Consider the following 19,761-nt stretch of genomic DNA (forward strand, 5'->3'; position numbering starts at 1 on the left):
CCATGCCCTGCCGTCGGGGATATCAGACAGATCATACCCGAACAGCTTTGTGAACCTGGCGTTGATATAGGTAAAACGACCCTCCTTATCGACGAGAGCCATCCCGAAGGGGGCATTGTCCGAGAGGGTTTTTAGTTTCTCTCTCCCCCCGATGATCTCTTCCTCGGCCTGCCTGCGGGTGGTTATGTCCTCCACGGTTCCTGCATAGTACATGACCGTGCCTTTATTATCCCTTACCGCATGGGCACTTATGGATGCCCATACAGTGTTTCCGTCTTTGTTGAGGAGTTGTACCTCAAGCCCTTTGATGACCCCTTCCGCTTCAAGGGTGTTTTTGTATGTTTCGCGATCTTCCGGATTCACATAATGCTGTCTGCCGATATCAGTGATCTGCTCCATGTATTCCTGCGGGGAGTCATATTTGAAGAGCTTTGCCAGGGCAGGATTTGCGGAGATGAATCTTCCCTCCGATGTGGTCTGGAAGATGCCTTCTACAGCATTATCAAAGAGGGAGCGGTACTTTTCTTCGCTCTCCCGCAGTGCCTCCTCCACCTGCTTGCGGCCTGATTCCGATTGTTCCAGCTCTTTGATTCTCTGTTTTAAGAAGGATATCTCTTCGATCAATTCCGGATTTGTCTTTGATGTATCTTTCATCTGGCTCTCCTGTGGTGATAAATAGTGCGAGATATATCACAGGATATTAAGGATATTACAGGATATCCATTGAGGTGTCAAATGGTAATGGATAAATCCAAGCAGGAACACAATGTGAAGATAAGTATTTGGAGCCCGGGCAGCATTGTTTCTTTTACCACCTACTTTTCCAATACCTCCCGGATCTTCCTGGAAATATGGGCTATACTGAAAGGCTTCTGGATAAATCCGTGGCATCCTTTATTCATAATCTGCTGTGCCTGACCGTTCAGGCTGTAGCCGCTGCTGAGGATTATCCTCGCTGAAGGGTTCAGTTCCCTGATACGGTCAAAGGTTTCATTCCCCGAAAGTCCCGGCATGATCATGTCAAGGATTATAAGGGAGATATCGTCTTTCTTTTCTTTATAAAAAGCGATTGCCTCCTGTCCACTTCTCATGCCATGTACGGTATACCCGAAAGATTCAAGGATCTCTTTGCTCACTGCAAGGACACTCGGCTCATCATCCACAAGGAGAATGGTTTCGGTACCCCTGAGTACATCCGGGGCGGCGGGTTTCTCTTCAAGGGCCTTTTTCTCTGATGCAGGAAGGTAGAGGGTAAAGGTGGTACCGTGGCCGGGTTCACCGTAGACATTGATGAAGCCCTTATGCCCCTTCATGATTCCGTAGGCCATGGCAAGCCCCAATCCCGTTCCTCGCCCCATTTCCTTTGTAGTAAAGAAAGGGTCAAAGATTCGCTTTCTTGTCTTTTCGTCCATGCCTACGCCGGTATCAGTGACGGAGATCTTGACGTAATTCCCGGAAGGCACACCATGGAGCGCTGTATAGTTCTCATCAAGAGTAACGTTTTTGGTCTCAAGGTAGAGTTCTCCCCCCGTGGGCATGGCATGCCAGGCATTCACATAGAGGTTGAGGAGGACCTGCTCGATTTGGCCCTGATCCGCTTCAACCGCCGCGAGATCCTTCTCGTATTTTCCGTGGATGGTAAGCTCTTTCTTTGTTCTGCCGAACATGGAAGAGCTCTTCCTGAGGATATTGTTTATGTTTAGAGACGGCATCTCGTACCTGCCGCCTCGGGCAAAGCCCAGGAGCTGCTTTGTGAGATCCGCAGCACTCTGGACCTGTTCCTCGATCCGTTTGAGCCGCTCATAGTTGGGGTGGGATGTATCGAGTTCCAACATCATAATGGAAGCGTACCCCTGAATCCCCATGAGGAGGTTGTTGAAGTCATGGGCAATGCCTCCGGCAAGGGTGCCGATTGCTTCCATCTTCTGGGACTGGATAAGCTGGGCCTCAAGACGTTTACGCTCGGTGATATCGTTACCGACGCACAGAATCTCGCTGACATCACCGTTCTGGTCAAAGATCGGTTTATTGGTCCAGGCAATCCAGACGCGTTCCCCGTTGCTACGCATGTTCTCATTTTCATTGGTGACATACATATCGGGGTTGCGGCCGATATCGGCTATCATGGCAACAAGATCACGACCGGTGGTCTCTTGTTCCGGTACAATCGTACCGACAACGTTCCGCCCGATGATGTCTTCTTTCAGGAATCCGAAAAATCGCTGTGCGAATTCGTTGAAGAAAGTTATCCGACCTTCCTTGTCCATTCGCAGGATAATGCTGTTTGCATTTTCCACCAGTTCCCGATATTTCTCTTCGCTTTCCTGCAGTGCCTCGGTCTTTTTGATATTCAGAGCTATCTCCTCCTCCAATCTCATGGTCCTCTCACGGACCTTCTTGCGGAGGGTACGGTTCCATACAATCAGGAACAATACAATAACAATGAGGGCCCCCAGGCCTGTTCCAATATGGCGAAGGTAGGGATGAAATACACTCGTTTCGGTACCGAACCACTTGCGGTTAATGGCCTGGTACTCGCTTTCGGAAATCTGCGAAAACCCTTCTTCTACTGATTTCAAAATAGCCGTATTGCCCTTCTTAACAGCCCGATGGAACTCCCCTGTATATAAGGGTGCCGAGTAACGGAACTGATCCAGAATACCCATTTTGTAAAGAAAGTAGAGGGCTGGAGGGTTGTCAATAACGGTTACCATTACTTTTTGCTCTTTTGCGGCCCTGATGATAGCCTCATAGGAAGGGTACTCCTGAAAGAGGCTGATCCCTTTTCCCCTTAGATGATCAATCGCATTGTCGCCGCTCTTGACAGCGACGACAAAGCCCTGAAGTGAATCTGCATCGGAAATACCGGAGATGTTCTTATGGAAAAATATCGAGACATCTAATTTTGCGTAGGGTTTTGTGAAGTCGTATATTTGTGCGCGACGTTCATTGAAGAAAATGGTGTCGATCACGTCGAACTCTCCCGCCCCCATACGGCTCAGAGCCTTACCCCAATCCATACCGGAAATGTCTGCTTTAATGCCTGTTTTCAGTTCCCATAATCGCCACTGGTCTATCAGGATGCCCTGCAGGTTTCCTTTACCGTCAAGGAAGACGTAGGGCGGGTAGTTGTTGTCCATGACGACTTTAATTGTTTTGGGAGGATTTTTCGGGTCTGACGGTGAGGCTGCATCGGCATACAAACATCCGACCGCGACCAGCAAGAAAATAAACAATAAGCGGATATATCTGTTCATATGCCGGATCATGAGATGCTTCCCCTTGACTTTTTAAGGGTATTTTTCTGCCAATCTACCTTATGAGGTTGTGTTCAGTGTCATCGGACAGCCTCCAAAAATTGTATGCCTGTTGGTAAAATAAGTATGTGATCCAACAGACATGCCTAAGGGAACAGTATAAAAGAGGGTTTAAACCGTGTCAATAATTATTAACAAGATGAACTGTTATGTATTGGAGGGTAGGGTTAACAGAGTCAGGGTTGAAACCTTGCATAATAAAGATATCTTCCAGGTCATTGACTCCATTATAAAATGTTGCGTGTTTTGCGCTCCAGGTGCCATTATCCCATCCCCATACAACTTTCCATTTATCTCCTATACTCGATAATGCTATCGTAACGCTTGTATTATCTGCCCCTTTATGCCCGAAAAAATTGTTGGCTTTAATCTTCTTACCGTACATATAACAGTTTAATGCCTTCACTTAGAGGGTTTGGCAGTCTGGAACCATTTCTTTGATTTTGGGGTTTCCGGTGCACGTCCGGCCAGAGCCGTCATCATGCTCAGGGTCGGCAACTGGAAGGAGAGTGCACCGTGGTTGTGCAGTTTTGTTGCAGCAATTCTTTCATTCAGGCAAGATGTAGCATGTATCACACCGAAATAGGAAGTATTTAAGGTTGGAAATGTCTTTGGCGGGTAGCTGAACATTATTCGCCTTGAAAGGAGGTCCTATAGGACGACACGAGGATCACGAAAAGCTTTAAAACAGTGATTGAGGGTCCACAGGCTCTTTCCGTGATCTCGGACTGATTCCTGCAAATAGGTTGTGTTCATTTTTTTGTCAATATTGCGAGCATACCTATTGTCAGAAATGAGGGCGAATTGATTGTTCCCTACAGCATCGGGATGGGAACAAGACCGGCGTTTTTGGTATCCTTCTGAACGGCGCTAACGATTGAGGTTAGTATATTAGAGCTAAACCTGGATTTCCATAAAATGTTAGACATTTAAGCAATTATATTATAGAGTTATTCTGTCGGGTTGGGGTTGAGGATAAAATCACAGATAACCTTTTATCTTACTATTGAAAAAAATTATACTTTGGAATCTTAAAAGGAAGCAAATGGAGAAAGGCAAGATCATTGTTGTCGAGGACGAAGAGAGCATCTTGATGATGCTAACCGAGTTTTTACGAAACAACGATTACACGGTAGATCCTTTTCTGGAAAGTAAAGAGGCATTATCTGCACTGAAGAACAATAATTACCAAGTTTTGATTACAGATCTCACCATGCCCAAGGTAGATGGTCTGCAGTTAATAAATTATATTCAAAAAGAATATCTCGATACTATAGGCATCGTCATGACCGGGTACGGAAGCCTTGAAACCGCTATAAGCGCCATGAGACTCGGTGCTTTTGATTATATCCTGAAACCCTTTAAGTTCGAAGAGATACTCGCATCTGTTGATTCAGCATTGTACTATTATAAAATGCTGAAAAACGAAAATATCCCTAAGGGGTTAGTATCAAAGGCAAATCTTTTGAAAAGGTTTTCTCAGAGCAAGTTGCTTTTGGAAAATACAATCTTGAGGACTCGTCTCAAGGATAAATACAAGTTTGAAAATATCTTAGGGATAAGCTTTGGGATGCAAAAGATCTTCGAACTTATTGAAAAAGTAGCCGACACAAGCGCGACAGCCCTTATTACAGGCGAGAGCGGGGTTGGAAAAGAACTGGTTGCCAGGGCTATCCACTATAATTCCTCGAGGAAAGACAACCCTCTTGTCGTAGTAAATTGTGGTGCAATTCCGGAAAATCTGTTAGAAAGTGAACTTTTTGGTTATGAAAAGGGCGCCTTTACCGGTGCGTTCAACACCCGGTACGGCAAGTTCGAAATTGCCAATACAGGCACAATCTTTCTCGATGAAATCGGGGATATGAGTCTTAACCTTCAGGTGAAAATCTTAAGGGTCTTGCAGGAAAGAACCCTTGAACGAATTGGCGGCTCTAAAACAATTAAAGTCGATATAAGGGTTATCGCTGCAACGAACAGAATTTTAGAAAAACTGGTAAAGGAAGGTGCCTTCAGAGAAGACCTTTATTACAGATTGAATGTGGTTCCGATTCATATCCCTCCGCTCCGGGAAAGGAGACAGGATATACCCTTACTTCTAAATCATTTTCTTGAGCAGTCCAATCGTTTAAATGATGCCGCTGTTGAAGGATTCTCGGAAGAGGCCATGGATATTTTAATTAGTTACGAATATCCAGGAAATGTGAGAGAATTACAGAATATTGTTGAAAGAAATGTTGTTTTGAAAAAGAAGGGCTGTATAGCGGTGGAAGACCTGCCGGAAAAGTTGTGGAATGTAAAAGATAAAGAACAACAACTTGATATTCAGAAGGGATACGAGACCCTTGTAACGGAATTTGAAAAATCAATTATTGCAAAAGCCCTCCAGGAAACAAAAGGGGTAAAAAGCAAGGCAGCCAACATACTTAATCTAAACAGGACTACCTTAATCGAAAAGATGAAACGTTTCGGGATGGACTAATTTTTTCTCTGTCAATAATTTGACAATCATTAGATACGCCTGGAAACAACAAAATCCTTACAAAGATCAACTTCTCTTAAAAACTGAAACGGGCTGGCAGTGTGAGAGTTGGGATTGGTATATATCTTGCAGAGGTTAAGGTTATGTCCATTTCAGAAGCAGAATTGCTGAAAGATGCGTTTAACGGGTTTTCAAGGGCCTCTGATTCCATAGTTAATTATTATAATGTTCTTGAGAGCCAGATAAGACTCTTAAAAGAAGAGGTAGAAAGTAAAAACAGGGAGTTAGAAAAGGCTAAGGAGTACCTGTATAATATACTTGATTCTATTCCGGTAGGCATTGTTGTTGTTGATCAGAAATCCATATCGTTTTTAAATAAAACAGCAGAAAGGCTGAGTTCAGAGAAATTTATTGATGACCTGAATAACAGCAGCCAGAAGGCTGGTGAGATCAAAAATGGTAAAGGTCAATACAGATGGAAAAAGGATGTATTGAGGAACGGCTTTACAGGCAAAGAAGTAATAGTCATTGAAGATGTAACTGAGTTTGAAAAGATGAAAGAGAGGTTTGAAAGGGATGAGAGATTACGGGCTATGGGCGAAATGGCTGCCAGGATCGCCCATGAAATAAAGAACCCTCTCGGCAGTATGGAGCTTTTTCTTTCAATGCTGTCGGATAGAAAGCTGAAACCCAAAGAGAAAAAATATGTCGACTATATACATTTCGGTGTGCAGACGATCGACAGGATTATTAATAACATTCTTTCTTATACGAGGCCAAGAAGCCTTGTAATGAATGAAGAAAAGATAGACAAGGTGGTTGAAGAGACACTGGATTTTATGAAACTGTCGATTATGAGCAGGAATATAAATGTTCATTATGATGTTCATTATGACGGGGTTTCTTTTTTTGATCCCGATATGATGAAGCTTGTAATAATGAACTTCATCAGCAATGCCATTGATGCAGTGACCGGCAAGGGCTCGATACGAATTGAAATAAAGGAAGAAGGAAAATATGTAGTAATCGTCGTTAACGATAACGGTGCTGGAATGAGCGAGGATGTAAGAAAGAACATATTTAATCCGTTTTTTACAACAAAAGACAAAGGTGTTGGACTTGGGCTTTTTATCGTGCACAACATCGTGCAAGCCCATAAGGGATACATAGAGGTAGAGTCAACCGAAGGTGTTGGTACAACATTTTTTGTTTATATTCCAAAGGACAGCCAATGAAGACCAACGTGCTTGTTATTGATGATGATTATCATATGAGGGTTGCCCTGAAGGAATCCCTGACAAAAACAGGATATACAGTTTTCCTTGCTGAGAACGGTATGAAGGCAATTAATGAAATAAGCAAACGTATTTTTGATCTTGTTATAACGGATGTTAAAATGCCACATTTAAATGGCATCGAACTCTTAAAACATATACGGAAAGAACATCCCTTGCTGCCGGTAATTCTTGTTACTGCCTACGGGACAATTCAGGATGCAGTGAGTGTAATAAAAGAGGGCGCGTTTGATTATATTCAAAAGCCTTTTACCGCCGATACACTCTACAGTACAATAAAACGTGCCATCGGCGTGAACAACGGAAAGATTATCTATGCTTCAAAGGCTATCAAGGATGTTCTTATGAAAGCGGAAAAGGTTGCAAAGTCGGATGTCACTGTGCTCGTTCTTGGTGAAAGCGGTGTTGGTAAAGAACTTATTTCACGCTTTATTCATGAAAACAGCGACAGGCCTAAGAGTCCTTTTGTACCGGTAAACTGTGCGTCCTTACCCGAAAATCTCCTTGAAAGTGAACTTTTTGGTTATGAAAAAGGTGCATTCACCGGTGCTTATTCAAGGAAAATGGGTAAATTTGAGATAGCCGACAGAGGAACGATACTCCTTGACGAAATAACAGAGATGGATTTCAGGCTCCAGGCCAAGTTGCTAAGGGTATTGCAGGAAAAGGAAATAGAGGTAGTTGGCTCGAAGTATCCTAAGAAGATCGATGCAAGGGTTATTGCAACGACGAACAGAAATATTGTGAAACTGGTGGAGGAAGGCAAATTCCGCGAAGATCTTTATTATCGGCTCAATGTCTTTCCGATATATGTTCCCCCGCTAAGGGAAAGGAAAGAGGATATCCCGGAGCTTGTGGCATATTTTTTGCGTAAGCATTCAAAAGGTATGGACGTGAGTATAAACGAAGAAGCAATGAATTTTTTAATGGAAAACAATTGGAAAGGTAATGCACGAGAGCTTGAGAACGTCATTGCAAGGGCGTGCATCTTATCTAATTACTCTGTTATAAAATTGACACATTTACAGGAAATGACATTTGCCCAGGATAGTTCACGGGGGTCGATCAGGGAAATGGAGATGAAGCTCATCCTGGATGCACTTAAAACCTGTAATGGAAATAGAACAAGGGCTGCATCGATGCTTGGTAAAACAACAAGAACCCTGAGAAACAAAATTAAGGAATACAAAGACACGGGTATCCTGCCCGCAACAGAGGACAAACAATGGATGTCTTGAGTTTTGTAGAAAAAGCACTAAATGTCAGGGCCTTTAATCATAAAGTCCTTGCAGGGAACATAACACATGTTGAGACTCCGAACTATAAGGAAAAAGAGGTTGATTTTAAGCAAGCGCTTGAAAGACAGATGGCAGGTCTGAAAAATATCGAGATACAGGAAAAAACTGAAAGCGACGGCATGGGCAGTGTGGATGGCAATACGGTAAACATGGAGGTTCAGATGGTTAAGATGAACGAAAACAGCATGATGTATAATGCCCTTATTCAGATTATTTCAAAGAAATTCTCTATGATGCGTTATATGATTTCTGAAGGAAGGCGATAACCTAATGAGAAAGAGATGGGAACAGAGCAAACAAAGAAGGTCTCAAGTTCATAGCTCAGGAGGGAGAATATGAGCATTCTTGACATTTTAAGAATAAGTGCGTCAGGGTTGAAAGCCCAGCGGATAAGGATGGAAGTGATAGCAACAAACCTCGCCAATATACAAACCACAAGGACTGACGAAGGCGGTCCCTACGCGAAAAAAGAGGTTGTTTTCACAACGGCGGATGTTTCTGAAGCAGGCGGATTCGGCAAAATGTTTTCCGAGAAGATTGAGGGAGTGAAGGTTGAGGAAATTGCCAATAGCAAAAAACATTTTGAAAAGGCATATGATCCTGGCCATCCCGATGCAGACCAAGAGGGATACGTGACCAGTCCAAATGTCAATCTTATGGAAGAAATGGCAGACATGATATCGGCTACCAGGGCGTATGAAGCAAATATAAATGTTGTTAACACGACAAAAGAGATGTTCCTAAAAACGCTTGAAATAGGTAAGTAGGAGGGATAAATGAAGATTGAAGCATTACAGCTACCCAACTTTGCTGAAAAAAAGGGTGCCACGGAGGTGAAGGGATCTGCTTCGTTCACAGAAATTTTAAAAGATTCTATGAACAAGGCGAATGAACTGCAGAAAGAAGCAGACCAGGAAACCCAAAAGATTGCAAAAATGGAAAGCGTGGATATACATACTGCTATGATTGCCGCTGAAAAGGCAAGCCTGACATTCCAGACCATGATGCAGGTACGGAATAAGATAATAGAGGCTTATGGAGAAATTATGAGGATGCAGGTGTAATCATGGCGGCAACAGAGTTGCTTTTGAACAACGCGAAAAGCTATATCACGAATGTCCCGAAAAACAAGCTCTATCTATATTTGTTTCTTTTTGTATCTATCGTAGGGGGCTCTGTTCTTGGTTTATCTTTTCTCCAGAAAGAGGACTATCAAACCCTTTTCTCCGGTCTGGCTGTTGAGGATGCTTCAATGATTGTTGCAAAGCTGAAGGAGCAAAAAGTCCCTTATAAGTTAGGGTTGGGCGGGACAACCGTATATGTACCAAAAGAAAAGGTTTATGATGTAAGGCTTTTGCTCGCTTCACAGAATGCATTGCCAGGGAATAGCGGGGTAGGCTTTGAACTTTTTGATAAAACCAACTATGGCATGACTGAATTTATGCAGAACATTAACTATAAACGGGCAATCCAAGGAGAATTGGCAAGGACAATTAACCAGATGCCTGAAGTAAAAACATCCCGTGTCCATATTGCTCTTCCGGAAAGGACACTTTTTTACGATAGAGAAAAACAAGTAACTGCATCTATTTTTTTAAAACTTAAACCAGGGAAGGCCCTCCCAAAAGAGCAGGTTGCAGGAATTGTCCAGTTTGTGGCAAGCAGCATCGAAGGTCTCAAGGCAGAAAACATAACAGTAATAGATTCCTCAGGGAAAATACTTTACAAAAGTGGGGATGCAAGTTCGCCGATTGTCCTCTCCGGACAACAATATGAACTTCAGAAGAACGTAGAACGAAAATTCGAGGAATCCATCCAATCACTGCTTAATACTTTTCTACCGGCGAGCAGGTCTATAGTGAGGGCAAGTGTTGAGCTTAACCTGAGAAAGGTAGAAACAGTTGAAGAAGAGTATAATCCCGAAAAGGCCGTTGTAGCAACCTCAAAAAAGAGCAGGGAAATGGTTGCAAGCAGAGCAGCAAAAGCTGGAGGTGTTCCGGGCGTAGCATCCAATACTCCTAATGCACCAAAAAAAGAGGGGAATAAGAATAAGGGAAATCAGGAGAACCCGGACAAAGCCAAAGAATCCGAAAGAGAAGAGGAACATAAAACGTATGAACTCACTAAAACCATTAGAAAAATTGTAGAACCTTATGGAGATATCAAAAAGCTCTCCCTTGCAGTAGTGGTTGATGGCAAATACGAGAAAGTTAAAGGACAAAAAGGGGAGGAATCGAGATATGCCCCAAGATCCCAGAAAGAATTGCAAGACATAAAGAATTTGATTGCCAGGGCGGTTGGATATAATGAGCAACGCGGCGATAAATTGGAAGTGCAAAGTGCGCCGTTTGAGATTGAAAATGTAGCCGAGGATAAAAGTTTATTGGAAAGTTCGAATAAAAAAGAGATGATATACAATATAGGGAAATATGTCTTTTATTTGGCAATACTTCTTTCGATCTTTACCTTTGTCGTAAAGCCTGTAATAGGCTTGTTCAAAGATAGAGCTGGATCAATAGCTATGAGACAAGTCAGCGGCATAAAGGATACGTATGCAGGAAGCAAAGGCGCTATAAACGATGCCAGTGCCAAAGGAGGCGCCGATTCCACGCCTGTCTTAAGCAAAGCACAGCCAGCCTTTGCGAGCGCACTCCAGGATAAAGCCCTTGTAAAATCTATTATTAAAGAATGGGTCAGGGAGAGAAGCTAATGGATGTCTCTGATATTACAGGCGCAAGAAAGGCAGCAATACTGCTTTTAACAATGGATGAAGAATTATCCAAGGAGATCCTGAAGGAGTTTGAAAAAGATGAGATAGAAACGATCGGGAGGGAAATAGCAAATTTAAAGTATATCCCTGAAAATACAGTAAGGCTGGTTCATGGCGAATTCTTGAAAAGCCTTGAAAAAAGCGGTTTAGCTGTTGTAGATGGGCAAAACAAGTTTAAAGCACTCATGAAGAAGAGCCTGGGCAATGAAACGGCAGACGCTATTTTTGACTCAATGGGGGGCAAAGAAGGCGCACCAGGTGACTTCCTGAGGACCTGCGACTCAAGATTGCTTGCGGCTACCATTAAAGGGGAACATTCCCAGACTATTTCACTTATTGTATCACTCTTGCCTTCAAAGAAGGCCTGCGAGGTAATCGGTATGCTCCCGGGAAATATGCAGGGAGATGTAATAACAAGAATGGCAAATCTCGGTAGAGTAGACAAGAATGTTTTGTCAGAGATTGAAGGTATTATGCGCGAACAACTGCAAGATTTAGGGGTTGGTGAAGAAAAACAGATGGGCGGAGTAAGCGCCGTAGCAAACATTCTTAACCAGATGGATAAAACTCGAGAGGGCGAAATCCTTGGAATTATCGAAGAAATGAATCCTGAACTTGCAGAAAGAATAAAACAATTTATGTTTACCTTCGAAGATCTTATCAAACTTGACAATAAGAGTATCCAGAGCCTTCTCAAAGAGATTTCCACAGAGGATCTTGCCATAGCCTTAAAAGGCGCATCAGATACCATAAAAGCAAAGATCTTTACCAATATGTCAGAAAGGGCAGCTGCCATGCTTAAAGAAGATCTCGAGGCAATGGGCCCGGTAAGGTTATCAGAGGTTGATCAGGCACAGAAAAGGATTGCGTTAACGGCAAAAAGACTTGAGGCTGAAGGAAAGATCATCATTACAGGTGAAAATGAAAAATTCGTATAATAAAAAAGAGGTTCACCCGCTTACCTTAAATTCCTTTGCCGATATTCTCCCAAATGATGAAAATGTCAAATTTATCTCTTTTTTCGGTAGTTCCCCTGAAAAAAAAGGACATTGGCAGGAAGTTGGAAGGCAATTAAAGAACGAGGCAGATATCGAAACCGAGACAAGAAAGGTATTCGAAGATGCATATAAGGAGGGCGAAAAAGCAGGATTCGAAGTAGGCATGAAAAAGGTTGAGCCTCTTATTAGAAGACTAAATGGAGATATAGCTGCGTTGTCTGCATTTAAAGAAGAGCTTTATAAAAAAGCAGAAGAAATGTCGGTTGAACTGGCGTTGGTGTTTGCAGAGGCTATTGTCTTGCAAGAGTGTACAAAAAACAGGGATATTGTTCTTAATATGGCAAAAAAGGCACTTGAAATTTGTGAAGAAAAACACGAAATAACCATCAGAATCAGAAGAGATGATATCAGATATATTTCGGAAGACGCCATAAGTTCATTAAAAGTTATACCGGATGATACATTGAAGGACCCAGGTTTTATCATTGAGTCAAATTTTGGTGCTATAGACGGAACTATTGCCACACAGATAGAGGAACTGAAAAAAGAGTTTTGCAAGGAATATGCAGACAGATGAAAAGTTGCTTGTTATTCGAGAAGCACTAAAAGGTTTTTACCCCTACAAGGTATACGGCAAAGTAAATCAGGTGGTAGGGCTTGTCATTGAAGGGAAAGGTCCCATATCATCGGTTGGCGATGCAGCGCTGATTCATCCGGTGGACGGAACTTCGCCGATTAATGCTGAAGTTGTTGGTTTCAAAGACGGGAAGACCCTACTTATGCCTCTTGGCGACTTAAGGGGGATCGGGGTAGGATCAAAGATACTTTCAAGAAAACAGACGGTAAATGTTGCCGTGGGTGAAGGCCTCCTCGGAAGGGTTATAGACGGACTTGGAAATCCCATGGATGGCAAGGGGCCCATTAATTGTTCTGATTTTGTGCCTGTTTACAGAGAGACGGTAAACCCTATGAAAAAAAAGAGGATTCTTGACCCTCTCGACCTTGGCATACGGAGTATGAACGGCCTTCTTACCTGCGGGAAGGGACAGAGAATAGGGATATTTGCAGGCTCAGGTGTCGGAAAAAGTGTGCTCCTTGGCATGATTGCAAGACATACAGAAGCAGACATTAATGTCATAGGGCTCATCGGCGAACGAGGAAGAGAGGTGCGGGAGTTTATTGAAAAGGACCTCGGGGATGGTTTGGGTCGCTCTGTCGTTATCGTTGCTACCTCGGACCAGCCGCCTCTTATCAGGGTAAGGGGGGCATTTTTAACCGTTGCTATTGCCGAATACTTCAGGGATGTGGGTAACAATGTGCTTCTGATGATGGATTCACTTACGAGATTCAGCATGGCACAGCGGGAAGTGGGGCTTGCAATCGGCGAACCCCCGACATCAAAGGGGTATACGCCAAGCGTGTTTTCTCTTCTCGCAAAACTCCTGGAAAGGACAGGGAACGGCGAAAAAGATGGTACTATGACAGCAATATATACAGTGTTAGTAGAAGGCGATGACCTCGATGACCCCATTGCAGATGCAGCCAGATCAATTCTCGATGGGCACGTTGTTCTCTCGAGGAAGCTGGCAGACATGAATCAATATCCCCCCATCGATGTTTTAAAAAGCATCAGCAGAACCATGAAGGATATTGTGCCGGGAGAACAGACAGAGTATGCAGGCAGGATAATCGGAATCCTCTCAGAATATGAGAGGGCTGAGGATTTGATCAATATAGGCGCCTACAACCCCGGGAGTAATGAAAAAATCGATTATTCCATATCCATGATGGATAAAGTGAGGACATTTCTGACCCAGGGTGTGGACGAAAAGGTAACCCTTGAGGATTCCCGGAACAGTATGAAGATACTATTCTATGTGTAATACCAAGTCGCCTTCATTCGCTCATCTTTGTTATCTCCTCCTCGCACTCCTCGACGTACGTTCTGTGTACGCCTGCGTCGGCTCGTTGTCGCTGCCTCGATGCGCCTTTGAATGCAACTTGGTATGATAGATGCCCGTCCGTCCGCCCAGATAAAACCATTCGTGGGCATGGTTAGCTAATATGTCAACACAGCGCATAGAGAGAATCATAGACCTCAAAGAAAAGCTCATGGAGGACAAACAGAGGGAAATTGAAAATACTCTCGGTTTAATGAATAAAATAACAAATGGCATTATTGGTATAGATAACAATATTAATTCAAATTATGAGCGTATGACTATAACAAGCATAAGTGGAAACGATTTTTGCGTAATAAAAGATAACCTGACATACCTTGAAAACAGGAAAAGCGAACTCATGGAACAGAAAGAGGCATATAACAAAAAGGTGAGTATACTCAGGATGGAACTGATTGAACAGGCAAGAGAAGTAAAAAAACTTGAAACGTTAGAATCGAAGACCCTCCAGGTCATCAAAAAGGCTCGAAACAGAAAAGAACAAAAATCTCTCGATGAAATTGCCCTGAAAAAACAGAATATTTAGGAAAAGTTTTCCCACCCGTGGAACAATTTTCCTTCGCAGCGCTGATTAAACACCTGCCAAAAACAACAACATATTGAAAATAAACAATAAATAAGTTTGGCACGCATTTTGTTATATATATTGGGTATGGAAAATCTTCTTATCAATGGTTTATCTGGATGTTTCTCGGGTTCTGAAAAAATTCCATTTACAGGTGAAAACGTTTCTGACGGAAAAACGGGACCCGATGAATTTCTCAATGTTCTGAAGGATATCATCGGAAAGGATTTCACGGCAAACCTTCAAATGCAGTCCGGTATCCCGCTGAATATCGATAAAGGCACTTCTCTCCCTGTATTGGCCCTGCAGGTTGTTACTGCCCTTCAGTTGCCGGATGAAGCAGGGGAAGATGTATCGGCCGTTCTGATGTCAATCCTGTCCGCGTTCGGGTTAAACATCGCGCCCGAAGCCATGTCCTGTATACCGGAGAGCGGTATCGAGGCCCCGAAGTCGGGCAGCACAAACGCTACGCAGGGTGATAAGGAAGATGCTCCATATAAAGAAGCAATGGCTATATTATGTAATGAATTATGCAAAATATTTAATCCAATTGAAGGCGTGATTCCGGTATCTATCGGGGCCGGAAACAGCCTGTCCGCTTCCTCTTCCGATGAACCGGGGCGGGAAACATTATCGGGTGAAATTAAAAAACTGTTAGAGAGACCGGACATAATTGCCATGCTTCAATCCCATGGAATACCCATTCAACCGGATCCCTCTATGGATATCCCTGTATTGCTGTACAGGGCCATGAACATGGCGGCTCAGCAGCAGAAAGCCGTTGCCGGCAGTGAAGGTGTTCAGGAAAACACGCCGGACATGACAGAGCAAAGGATACAGGGTGACGGCGCTTTCTCTTTTAGAGACACACAAGGTTCCAGACTTTACCATATGGCCTCCACAAAGACAGACCGTATTGAAACCGGTGTTTCCGTTGAAGCCAGCACCATGCCACCCTTTGCCGGAGATAAAGATATGCCGGCGGACATGGATGTGAGGCTAAAAACAGACGGGATGATAAACAAGAACCCGGAGATAAAGAATATTCATGCGAACATGAATTTCCGGATTCCAGAACAGGTTGTAGATGAAATGAAGCTCGCCGAAGGCTTCAATGCTGCGAGCGAAAAGAATGGCAGTATCTTGAAGAATATTATAGCAGGATTGCAAAACGAGACCATCGAAGCGCCGCAGAAGGATACAAAATTTTCATTCAAAGAAAACGATTACATGCCCTTTGCAAAATCCGGCCATTTTGAAGCAGATCAATCCCCTGAGGCAAAAGGGACGCAGACTGTTGAAAAAGGGTCTTTCGCATCCATGATTACAGACAGAATTGAAAAGATTATCGGGCAGAATCAGGTAAGGAATACACCTATGGATATGGTGATGAGGATGAATATAAATGAGAAGGAGAGTCTACTCATCGGACTCAAGCGTGAAGGTCAACAGATTTTTGTCGAAATCAAAACGGGAAGCTCATCGATTATGAACCTGCTGCAGGCCAACAAGGAAGTTATTATCCGGAATCTGGAAATGAAGAACGTAAATGCAAATATTTTTGTAAATCCCGACAGTGATGGCGGCTTTGAAAGAAGAGAAAACAGGAGGGAAAACAGGAGGGGCGCCGCAAATGGCAAAGCGCAGAATAATTTTTTTGAGTTGCTGGAAACACAGGCATAAGGAGGTACTATGAGCATTTCAGCGATAAACAGCACCGGCAATACCACGACCGCAACCGGCAGTACTACGCCGGCCAATTTTGTGAGCAAAGACGCTTTTTTGAAGATCCTCGTAGCACAACTCAAGTATCAGAACCCGTTAGAGCCCATGAAGCCTGACCAGTTCTTAACCCAACTCTCGCAGCTTACCCAGGTTGAACAGTTGCAGACTATCGCAGACTCGCTTGCCGGTATGAAAAAGGCATCTGAGACGGGAAATATGATGCAGTGGATAAACACAATAGGGAGAAAAGTGAATGTAGACAGTACAACGCTTTCAAAGGGAGATCAAGTTTATTTAACGCCGGGTGGCGATTATGATCAAGTGGTACTTACTTTAACGAGTCAAACAGATGGTTCCATCAATAAAGTGACGTTTAATAAAGGCGAGGCCCTTGTTTACACATATGACGGCACTGATATTGTGACGATGACTGCGGCGGCCACGAAAAACAATACGTCTGTAGGGTGCACAACAAATGTGGGCAGGGTTGTAGCAGGAATAGACATGAGCAGCGGCATACCTCTTCTTGTAATGGGCAGCGGGGAAAGTTATTCAACAGACAAGATTAAACAAATATATTAAACAAATAAAAGAATAGGAGGTACACTATGTTAGGCTCTATGTTCTCAGGGATCAGCGGTTTGATGTCAAACAGTCAGGCGATAAATGTGGTTGGAAATAATATTGCCAATGTGAATACTATCGGATTTAAGGGAAGCAGGGCAACCTTTTCGGACCTTTTGTATCAGTCCATAAATGGAACGGCGGGTGCAAGCCAGGTTGGCCGCGGTTCCACGCTGACTGCGGTTGATACCCAGTTTGCCCAGGGTTCTTTTGAAAGCACAACCGAGCCTACGGATCTTGCCATTGGCGGGAAGGGTTTTTTTGTTGTAAAAAGGCCTGAAGGCGATATGACAGAATATTATACAAGGGCAGGACAATTCAGATTCGACAAGGATGGCAACCTTGCTAATCCTACAGGGCTTATTTTACAGGGTAAAGCGATAGACACGACAACCCAGAAGGCAGTAGGTGTTGATACAAATGTAATCATTTCACAAAAACCAAGCGATCCACAGATAACAACGGCAATCGATATGACGGTAAACCTCCAGTCGAACGCTGTATGGAAGGGGTCCGTAGGCAGTCTCGCTACCACCGCTGGAACGGGAAGCATTGCCTCGGTAACCAATACGCTCGGAAAGTGGCCGATTGCCGGTGATTATACAGCCACCACAGTATTAACTACTCCAGCCGTGAAAGCAACGGGCACCGTTACGTCGTCCGGAGTCAATGTCACCGCCGGTGACACCGTCACTATCGCAGGGAAGATATACACGTTTGTTGCTGTCCCGGCGATCGAAGGCAATGTTCTCATCGGTGCGGATGCGGCAACGACATTGGACAATCTAAAGTCTGCAATCAATCATACTGGAACTCCAGGCACAGATTACTTTTGTGCTGCTGCGCATCCAACTGTCACAGCAACAACCAACACCGCCACGGTACAAACTTTAGAAGCTATCACGGCAGGAACGGATGGTAATGTTGCTTTGGCGGAGGGTGCGGCTACTCTAACAGCAAGCGGTGCAGCGCTTACAGGCGGGACGGACGATGTCAATACATTGACCGTTGCGGTCACACGGCTCAAGGCCGATGGAGTGACCCTTGGAGATACGGTCTCTGAAAGCAAAGTGATAACGGCAGGAACCAGCATAGCCAACTTTGAGGATTTAGGCGTTGATATCACTCCCGGCTCAGTCGTTGCCGCCGGTACCCAGACATTCAACGTTTCGGGCTTTAACGTGGATAGCCCCACAGCCACTGCGAATTATTCTTCCGCCATAACCGTGTATGATTCCAATGGCCAGTCACATGTCGTTACAGCATATTTCAGGAAGTCTAATATAGATGCATCATCGAACAGCATATGGGAATGGATGGCCGTTGTGGGAGCGGGCGATGCGGCAGCGGGCGAAAATACCCTGGCTTTATCCGGTGACCTTACATTCGATGATGCGGGCGTACTGCAGGGCGAGGGTTCCAACCATCAGGTCTTTTTTAATTTTACTACACCTGCCCAACAGAACCAGCCCATTAATCTGTCCTTCGGAACACTTTCGGCTATTTCCGGCGGCACCACGAAAGACCCCCTGACACAATACCCCATAGACTCAGCAACCAACTACCAGGCCCAGGACGGGTTCCCTCCTGGAACCCTCACCAGTGTTTCCGTAGATGCTGAGGGCATCATTTCAGGCCATTATTCTAACGGGCAGATTATTGACCAGTACCAGATAACCCTTGCAAATTTCGGCGACCCTGTGGGACTCACAAAGGAAGGGAATAACCTTTTTTCTGCAAACAACAAAACAGGCGATGCATATAAGTATGCACCGGGTGTTTCCGGGACCGGAAAGATAAACCCCAATTCCCTTGAACAATCAAACGTTGATCTTGCAACGGAATTCGTGAAGATGATCGTAGCCCAGAGAGGATTCCAGGCTAATTCCAGGGTTATTACCACATCGGATGAGATACTGCAGGAGCTTATGAACCTGAAGAGATAGGTTTTAATTGAAGGGTGGCGTAATAGCCACCCTTCTCTTTCGATTTATTCTTAAAATTATGTTGATACCATACCTGTCAAAGATGTGACTATTTTGTCTTGTTTCCCGACACTCACGCTTTAATTCTATAAACTCAGAAGAGAAAACCTCGAACCTGCAGTCCATAACTAATTAATATTATTGGTTCTACTGTGGTGTTATGCCCATGGCATATATATTGCTCATCAGTTATCTTGCAGGAGGAGTGTATGCCAGAGGAAGAAGTAACAAGCGAGAGTCAGGAACCACAAGAAGAAGAAAAGAAGAAGGGCAAGTTTAAGTTTATTCTACTTATTGTATGTGTTGTATTTTGTCTGGGTATCGGGGGCACATATTTCTTTTACGGCGATACAATACTGGGAATATTTTTCAAAAAGCCTCCAGATAAAAATGGGGAAAAGCCAAAAGAGCATGAAAAGAAGATGGAAAGAACAATAGGGCCAATGCTGTCTCTTGAACCTTTCCTTTTTAACATCGCCGGAAATAGTTCAAAATTTGCAAAAATATCGATAGGTATAGAACTGAAAGATATCAAGGCCTTAGAAGAAGCAAAAAAAATGACTCCCTTAATAAGAGACAACATCCTTTCCATACTTGGGTCCAAGAGTACAGAAGTGCTTATGGGCGTAAACAGCAGGGATGTCATTAGACAGGAAGTACATAATACACTCAAGGGTCTCTTCAAAAAACCTACAGATATTAATGCGATATATATAACTGATATTATTATTCAATGAGGATAAC

Annotated in this window: 19 protein-coding genes; 15 read left to right on the top strand and 4 right to left on the bottom strand. The window is 43.7% G+C overall.

Translation table 11 applies throughout. From position 1 onward, the window contains the following. The 4 genes from NTX75_02130 to NTX75_02145 all read right to left on the bottom strand — a co-directional run. Positions 1-654 (bottom strand): PAS domain S-box protein (locus NTX75_02130; protein ID MCX5815026.1); only part of this gene is annotated, 654 nt, incomplete at its 3' end. A 161-nt stretch (positions 655-815) separates the two neighbouring features. Next, on the bottom strand, positions 816-3,257 hold the full coding sequence (locus NTX75_02135) for a transporter substrate-binding domain-containing protein (GenBank protein MCX5815027.1): 2,442 nt from the start codon (positions 3,255-3,257) through the stop codon (positions 816-818). A gap of 181 nt (positions 3,258-3,438) precedes the next feature. Further along, complete coding sequence (locus NTX75_02140; protein ID MCX5815028.1) at positions 3,439-3,702, bottom strand: hypothetical protein; 264 nt, start codon at positions 3,700-3,702, stop codon at positions 3,439-3,441. 17 nt (positions 3,703-3,719) lie between these two features. Then, positions 3,720-3,947, bottom strand: coding sequence for a hypothetical protein (locus NTX75_02145; GenBank protein MCX5815029.1), 228 nt, complete (start codon positions 3,945-3,947; stop codon positions 3,720-3,722). Positions 3,948-4,362: 415 nt separating this feature from the next. Here NTX75_02145 and NTX75_02150 point away from each other — a divergent pair, with 415 nt between their 5' ends. The 15 genes from NTX75_02150 (at position 4,363) to NTX75_02220 (ending at position 19,754) form a co-directional block, all read left to right on the top strand. Further along, positions 4,363-5,796, top strand: coding sequence for a sigma-54 dependent transcriptional regulator (locus NTX75_02150; GenBank protein ID MCX5815030.1), 1,434 nt, complete (start codon positions 4,363-4,365; stop codon positions 5,794-5,796). 143 nt (positions 5,797-5,939) lie between these two features. Next, positions 5,940-7,031 carry an ATP-binding protein gene (locus tag NTX75_02155; protein MCX5815031.1) on the top strand — a complete coding sequence of 364 codons (1,092 nt, stop codon included), beginning with the start codon at positions 5,940-5,942 and terminating at the stop codon, positions 7,029-7,031. Continuing rightward, positions 7,028-8,329: a sigma-54 dependent transcriptional regulator gene (locus tag NTX75_02160; GenBank protein MCX5815032.1), complete on the top strand. Its 1,302-nt coding sequence runs from the start codon at positions 7,028-7,030 to the stop codon at positions 8,327-8,329. The genes NTX75_02155 and NTX75_02160 overlap by 4 nt, the downstream gene beginning before the upstream one ends. Then, complete coding sequence (locus tag NTX75_02165) at positions 8,317-8,655, top strand: hypothetical protein (GenBank protein ID MCX5815033.1); 339 nt, start codon at positions 8,317-8,319, stop codon at positions 8,653-8,655. The genes NTX75_02160 and NTX75_02165 overlap by 13 nt, the downstream gene beginning before the upstream one ends. A gap of 69 nt (positions 8,656-8,724) precedes the next feature. Continuing rightward, positions 8,725-9,156, top strand: coding sequence for a flagellar basal body rod protein FlgC (gene flgC, locus NTX75_02170; protein MCX5815034.1), 432 nt, complete (start codon positions 8,725-8,727; stop codon positions 9,154-9,156). A gap of 9 nt (positions 9,157-9,165) precedes the next feature. After that, positions 9,166-9,453 carry a flagellar hook-basal body complex protein FliE gene (gene fliE / locus NTX75_02175; GenBank protein MCX5815035.1) on the top strand — a complete coding sequence of 96 codons (288 nt, stop codon included), beginning with the start codon at positions 9,166-9,168 and terminating at the stop codon, positions 9,451-9,453. 2 nt (positions 9,454-9,455) lie between these two features. Next, entirely contained in the window at positions 9,456-11,099 is a 1,644-nt protein-coding gene (fliF, locus tag NTX75_02180; GenBank protein ID MCX5815036.1) for a flagellar basal-body MS-ring/collar protein FliF, read from the top strand. Beyond that, complete coding sequence (gene fliG, locus NTX75_02185; GenBank protein ID MCX5815037.1) at positions 11,099-12,097, top strand: flagellar motor switch protein FliG; 999 nt, start codon at positions 11,099-11,101, stop codon at positions 12,095-12,097. The genes fliF and fliG overlap by 1 nt, the downstream gene beginning before the upstream one ends. Then, a complete protein-coding gene (locus NTX75_02190) occupies positions 12,081-12,734 on the top strand; it encodes a FliH/SctL family protein (GenBank protein ID MCX5815038.1) in 654 nt (217 codons plus the stop codon). Before fliG ends, NTX75_02190 begins: the two co-directional genes overlap by 17 nt. Then, on the top strand, positions 12,721-14,040 hold the full coding sequence (locus NTX75_02195) for a FliI/YscN family ATPase (protein MCX5815039.1): 1,320 nt from the start codon (positions 12,721-12,723) through the stop codon (positions 14,038-14,040). Before NTX75_02190 ends, NTX75_02195 begins: the two co-directional genes overlap by 14 nt. A 181-nt stretch (positions 14,041-14,221) precedes the next feature. Then, entirely contained in the window at positions 14,222-14,644 is a 423-nt protein-coding gene (locus NTX75_02200) for a flagellar export protein FliJ (protein MCX5815040.1), read from the top strand. Positions 14,645-14,770: 126 nt separating this feature from the next. Beyond that, the gene (locus NTX75_02205) at positions 14,771-16,366 is read left to right on the top strand and encodes a hypothetical protein (GenBank protein ID MCX5815041.1); all 1,596 of its coding nucleotides are present in this window, start codon (positions 14,771-14,773) and stop codon (positions 16,364-16,366) included. A gap of 9 nt (positions 16,367-16,375) precedes the next feature. Next, on the top strand, positions 16,376-16,990 hold the full coding sequence (locus tag NTX75_02210) for a hypothetical protein (GenBank protein MCX5815042.1): 615 nt from the start codon (positions 16,376-16,378) through the stop codon (positions 16,988-16,990). A 26-nt stretch (positions 16,991-17,016) separates the two neighbouring features. Then, positions 17,017-18,978 carry a flagellar hook-basal body complex protein gene (locus tag NTX75_02215; protein MCX5815043.1) on the top strand — a complete coding sequence of 654 codons (1,962 nt, stop codon included), beginning with the start codon at positions 17,017-17,019 and terminating at the stop codon, positions 18,976-18,978. A 248-nt stretch (positions 18,979-19,226) separates the two neighbouring features. Then, a complete protein-coding gene (locus NTX75_02220) occupies positions 19,227-19,754 on the top strand; it encodes a flagellar basal body-associated FliL family protein (protein MCX5815044.1) in 528 nt (175 codons plus the stop codon). Positions 19,755-19,761 lie beyond the last annotated feature (7 nt).

This window comes from Pseudomonadota bacterium (assembly GCA_026388315.1).
Lineage (GTDB): Bacteria > Desulfobacterota > Syntrophorhabdia > Syntrophorhabdales > Syntrophorhabdaceae > MWEV01.

Coding starts and splice junctions, on each gene's coding strand:
- NTX75_02145 (MCX5815029.1), bottom strand. CDS start 3,947: ATGTTCAGCTACCCGCCAAAGACATTTCCAACCTTAAATACTTCCTAT.
- NTX75_02150 (MCX5815030.1), top strand. CDS start 4,363: ATGGAGAAAGGCAAGATCATTGTTGTCGAGGACGAAGAGAGCATCTTG.
- flgC (MCX5815034.1), top strand. CDS start 8,725: ATGAGCATTCTTGACATTTTAAGAATAAGTGCGTCAGGGTTGAAAGCC.
- NTX75_02140 (MCX5815028.1), bottom strand. CDS start 3,702: ATGTACGGTAAGAAGATTAAAGCCAACAATTTTTTCGGGCATAAAGGG.
- fliG (MCX5815037.1), top strand. CDS start 11,099: ATGGATGTCTCTGATATTACAGGCGCAAGAAAGGCAGCAATACTGCTT.
- fliE (MCX5815035.1), top strand. CDS start 9,166: ATGAAGATTGAAGCATTACAGCTACCCAACTTTGCTGAAAAAAAGGGT.
- NTX75_02200 (MCX5815040.1), top strand. CDS start 14,222: ATGTCAACACAGCGCATAGAGAGAATCATAGACCTCAAAGAAAAGCTC.
- NTX75_02165 (MCX5815033.1), top strand. CDS start 8,317: ATGGATGTCTTGAGTTTTGTAGAAAAAGCACTAAATGTCAGGGCCTTT.
- NTX75_02160 (MCX5815032.1), top strand. CDS start 7,028: ATGAAGACCAACGTGCTTGTTATTGATGATGATTATCATATGAGGGTT.
- NTX75_02190 (MCX5815038.1), top strand. CDS start 12,081: ATGAAAAATTCGTATAATAAAAAAGAGGTTCACCCGCTTACCTTAAAT.
- NTX75_02195 (MCX5815039.1), top strand. CDS start 12,721: ATGCAGACAGATGAAAAGTTGCTTGTTATTCGAGAAGCACTAAAAGGT.
- NTX75_02210 (MCX5815042.1), top strand. CDS start 16,376: ATGAGCATTTCAGCGATAAACAGCACCGGCAATACCACGACCGCAACC.
- NTX75_02215 (MCX5815043.1), top strand. CDS start 17,017: ATGTTAGGCTCTATGTTCTCAGGGATCAGCGGTTTGATGTCAAACAGT.
- NTX75_02135 (MCX5815027.1), bottom strand. CDS start 3,257: ATGAACAGATATATCCGCTTATTGTTTATTTTCTTGCTGGTCGCGGTC.
- NTX75_02220 (MCX5815044.1), top strand. CDS start 19,227: ATGCCAGAGGAAGAAGTAACAAGCGAGAGTCAGGAACCACAAGAAGAA.
- fliF (MCX5815036.1), top strand. CDS start 9,456: ATGGCGGCAACAGAGTTGCTTTTGAACAACGCGAAAAGCTATATCACG.
- NTX75_02155 (MCX5815031.1), top strand. CDS start 5,940: ATGTCCATTTCAGAAGCAGAATTGCTGAAAGATGCGTTTAACGGGTTT.
- NTX75_02205 (MCX5815041.1), top strand. CDS start 14,771: ATGGAAAATCTTCTTATCAATGGTTTATCTGGATGTTTCTCGGGTTCT.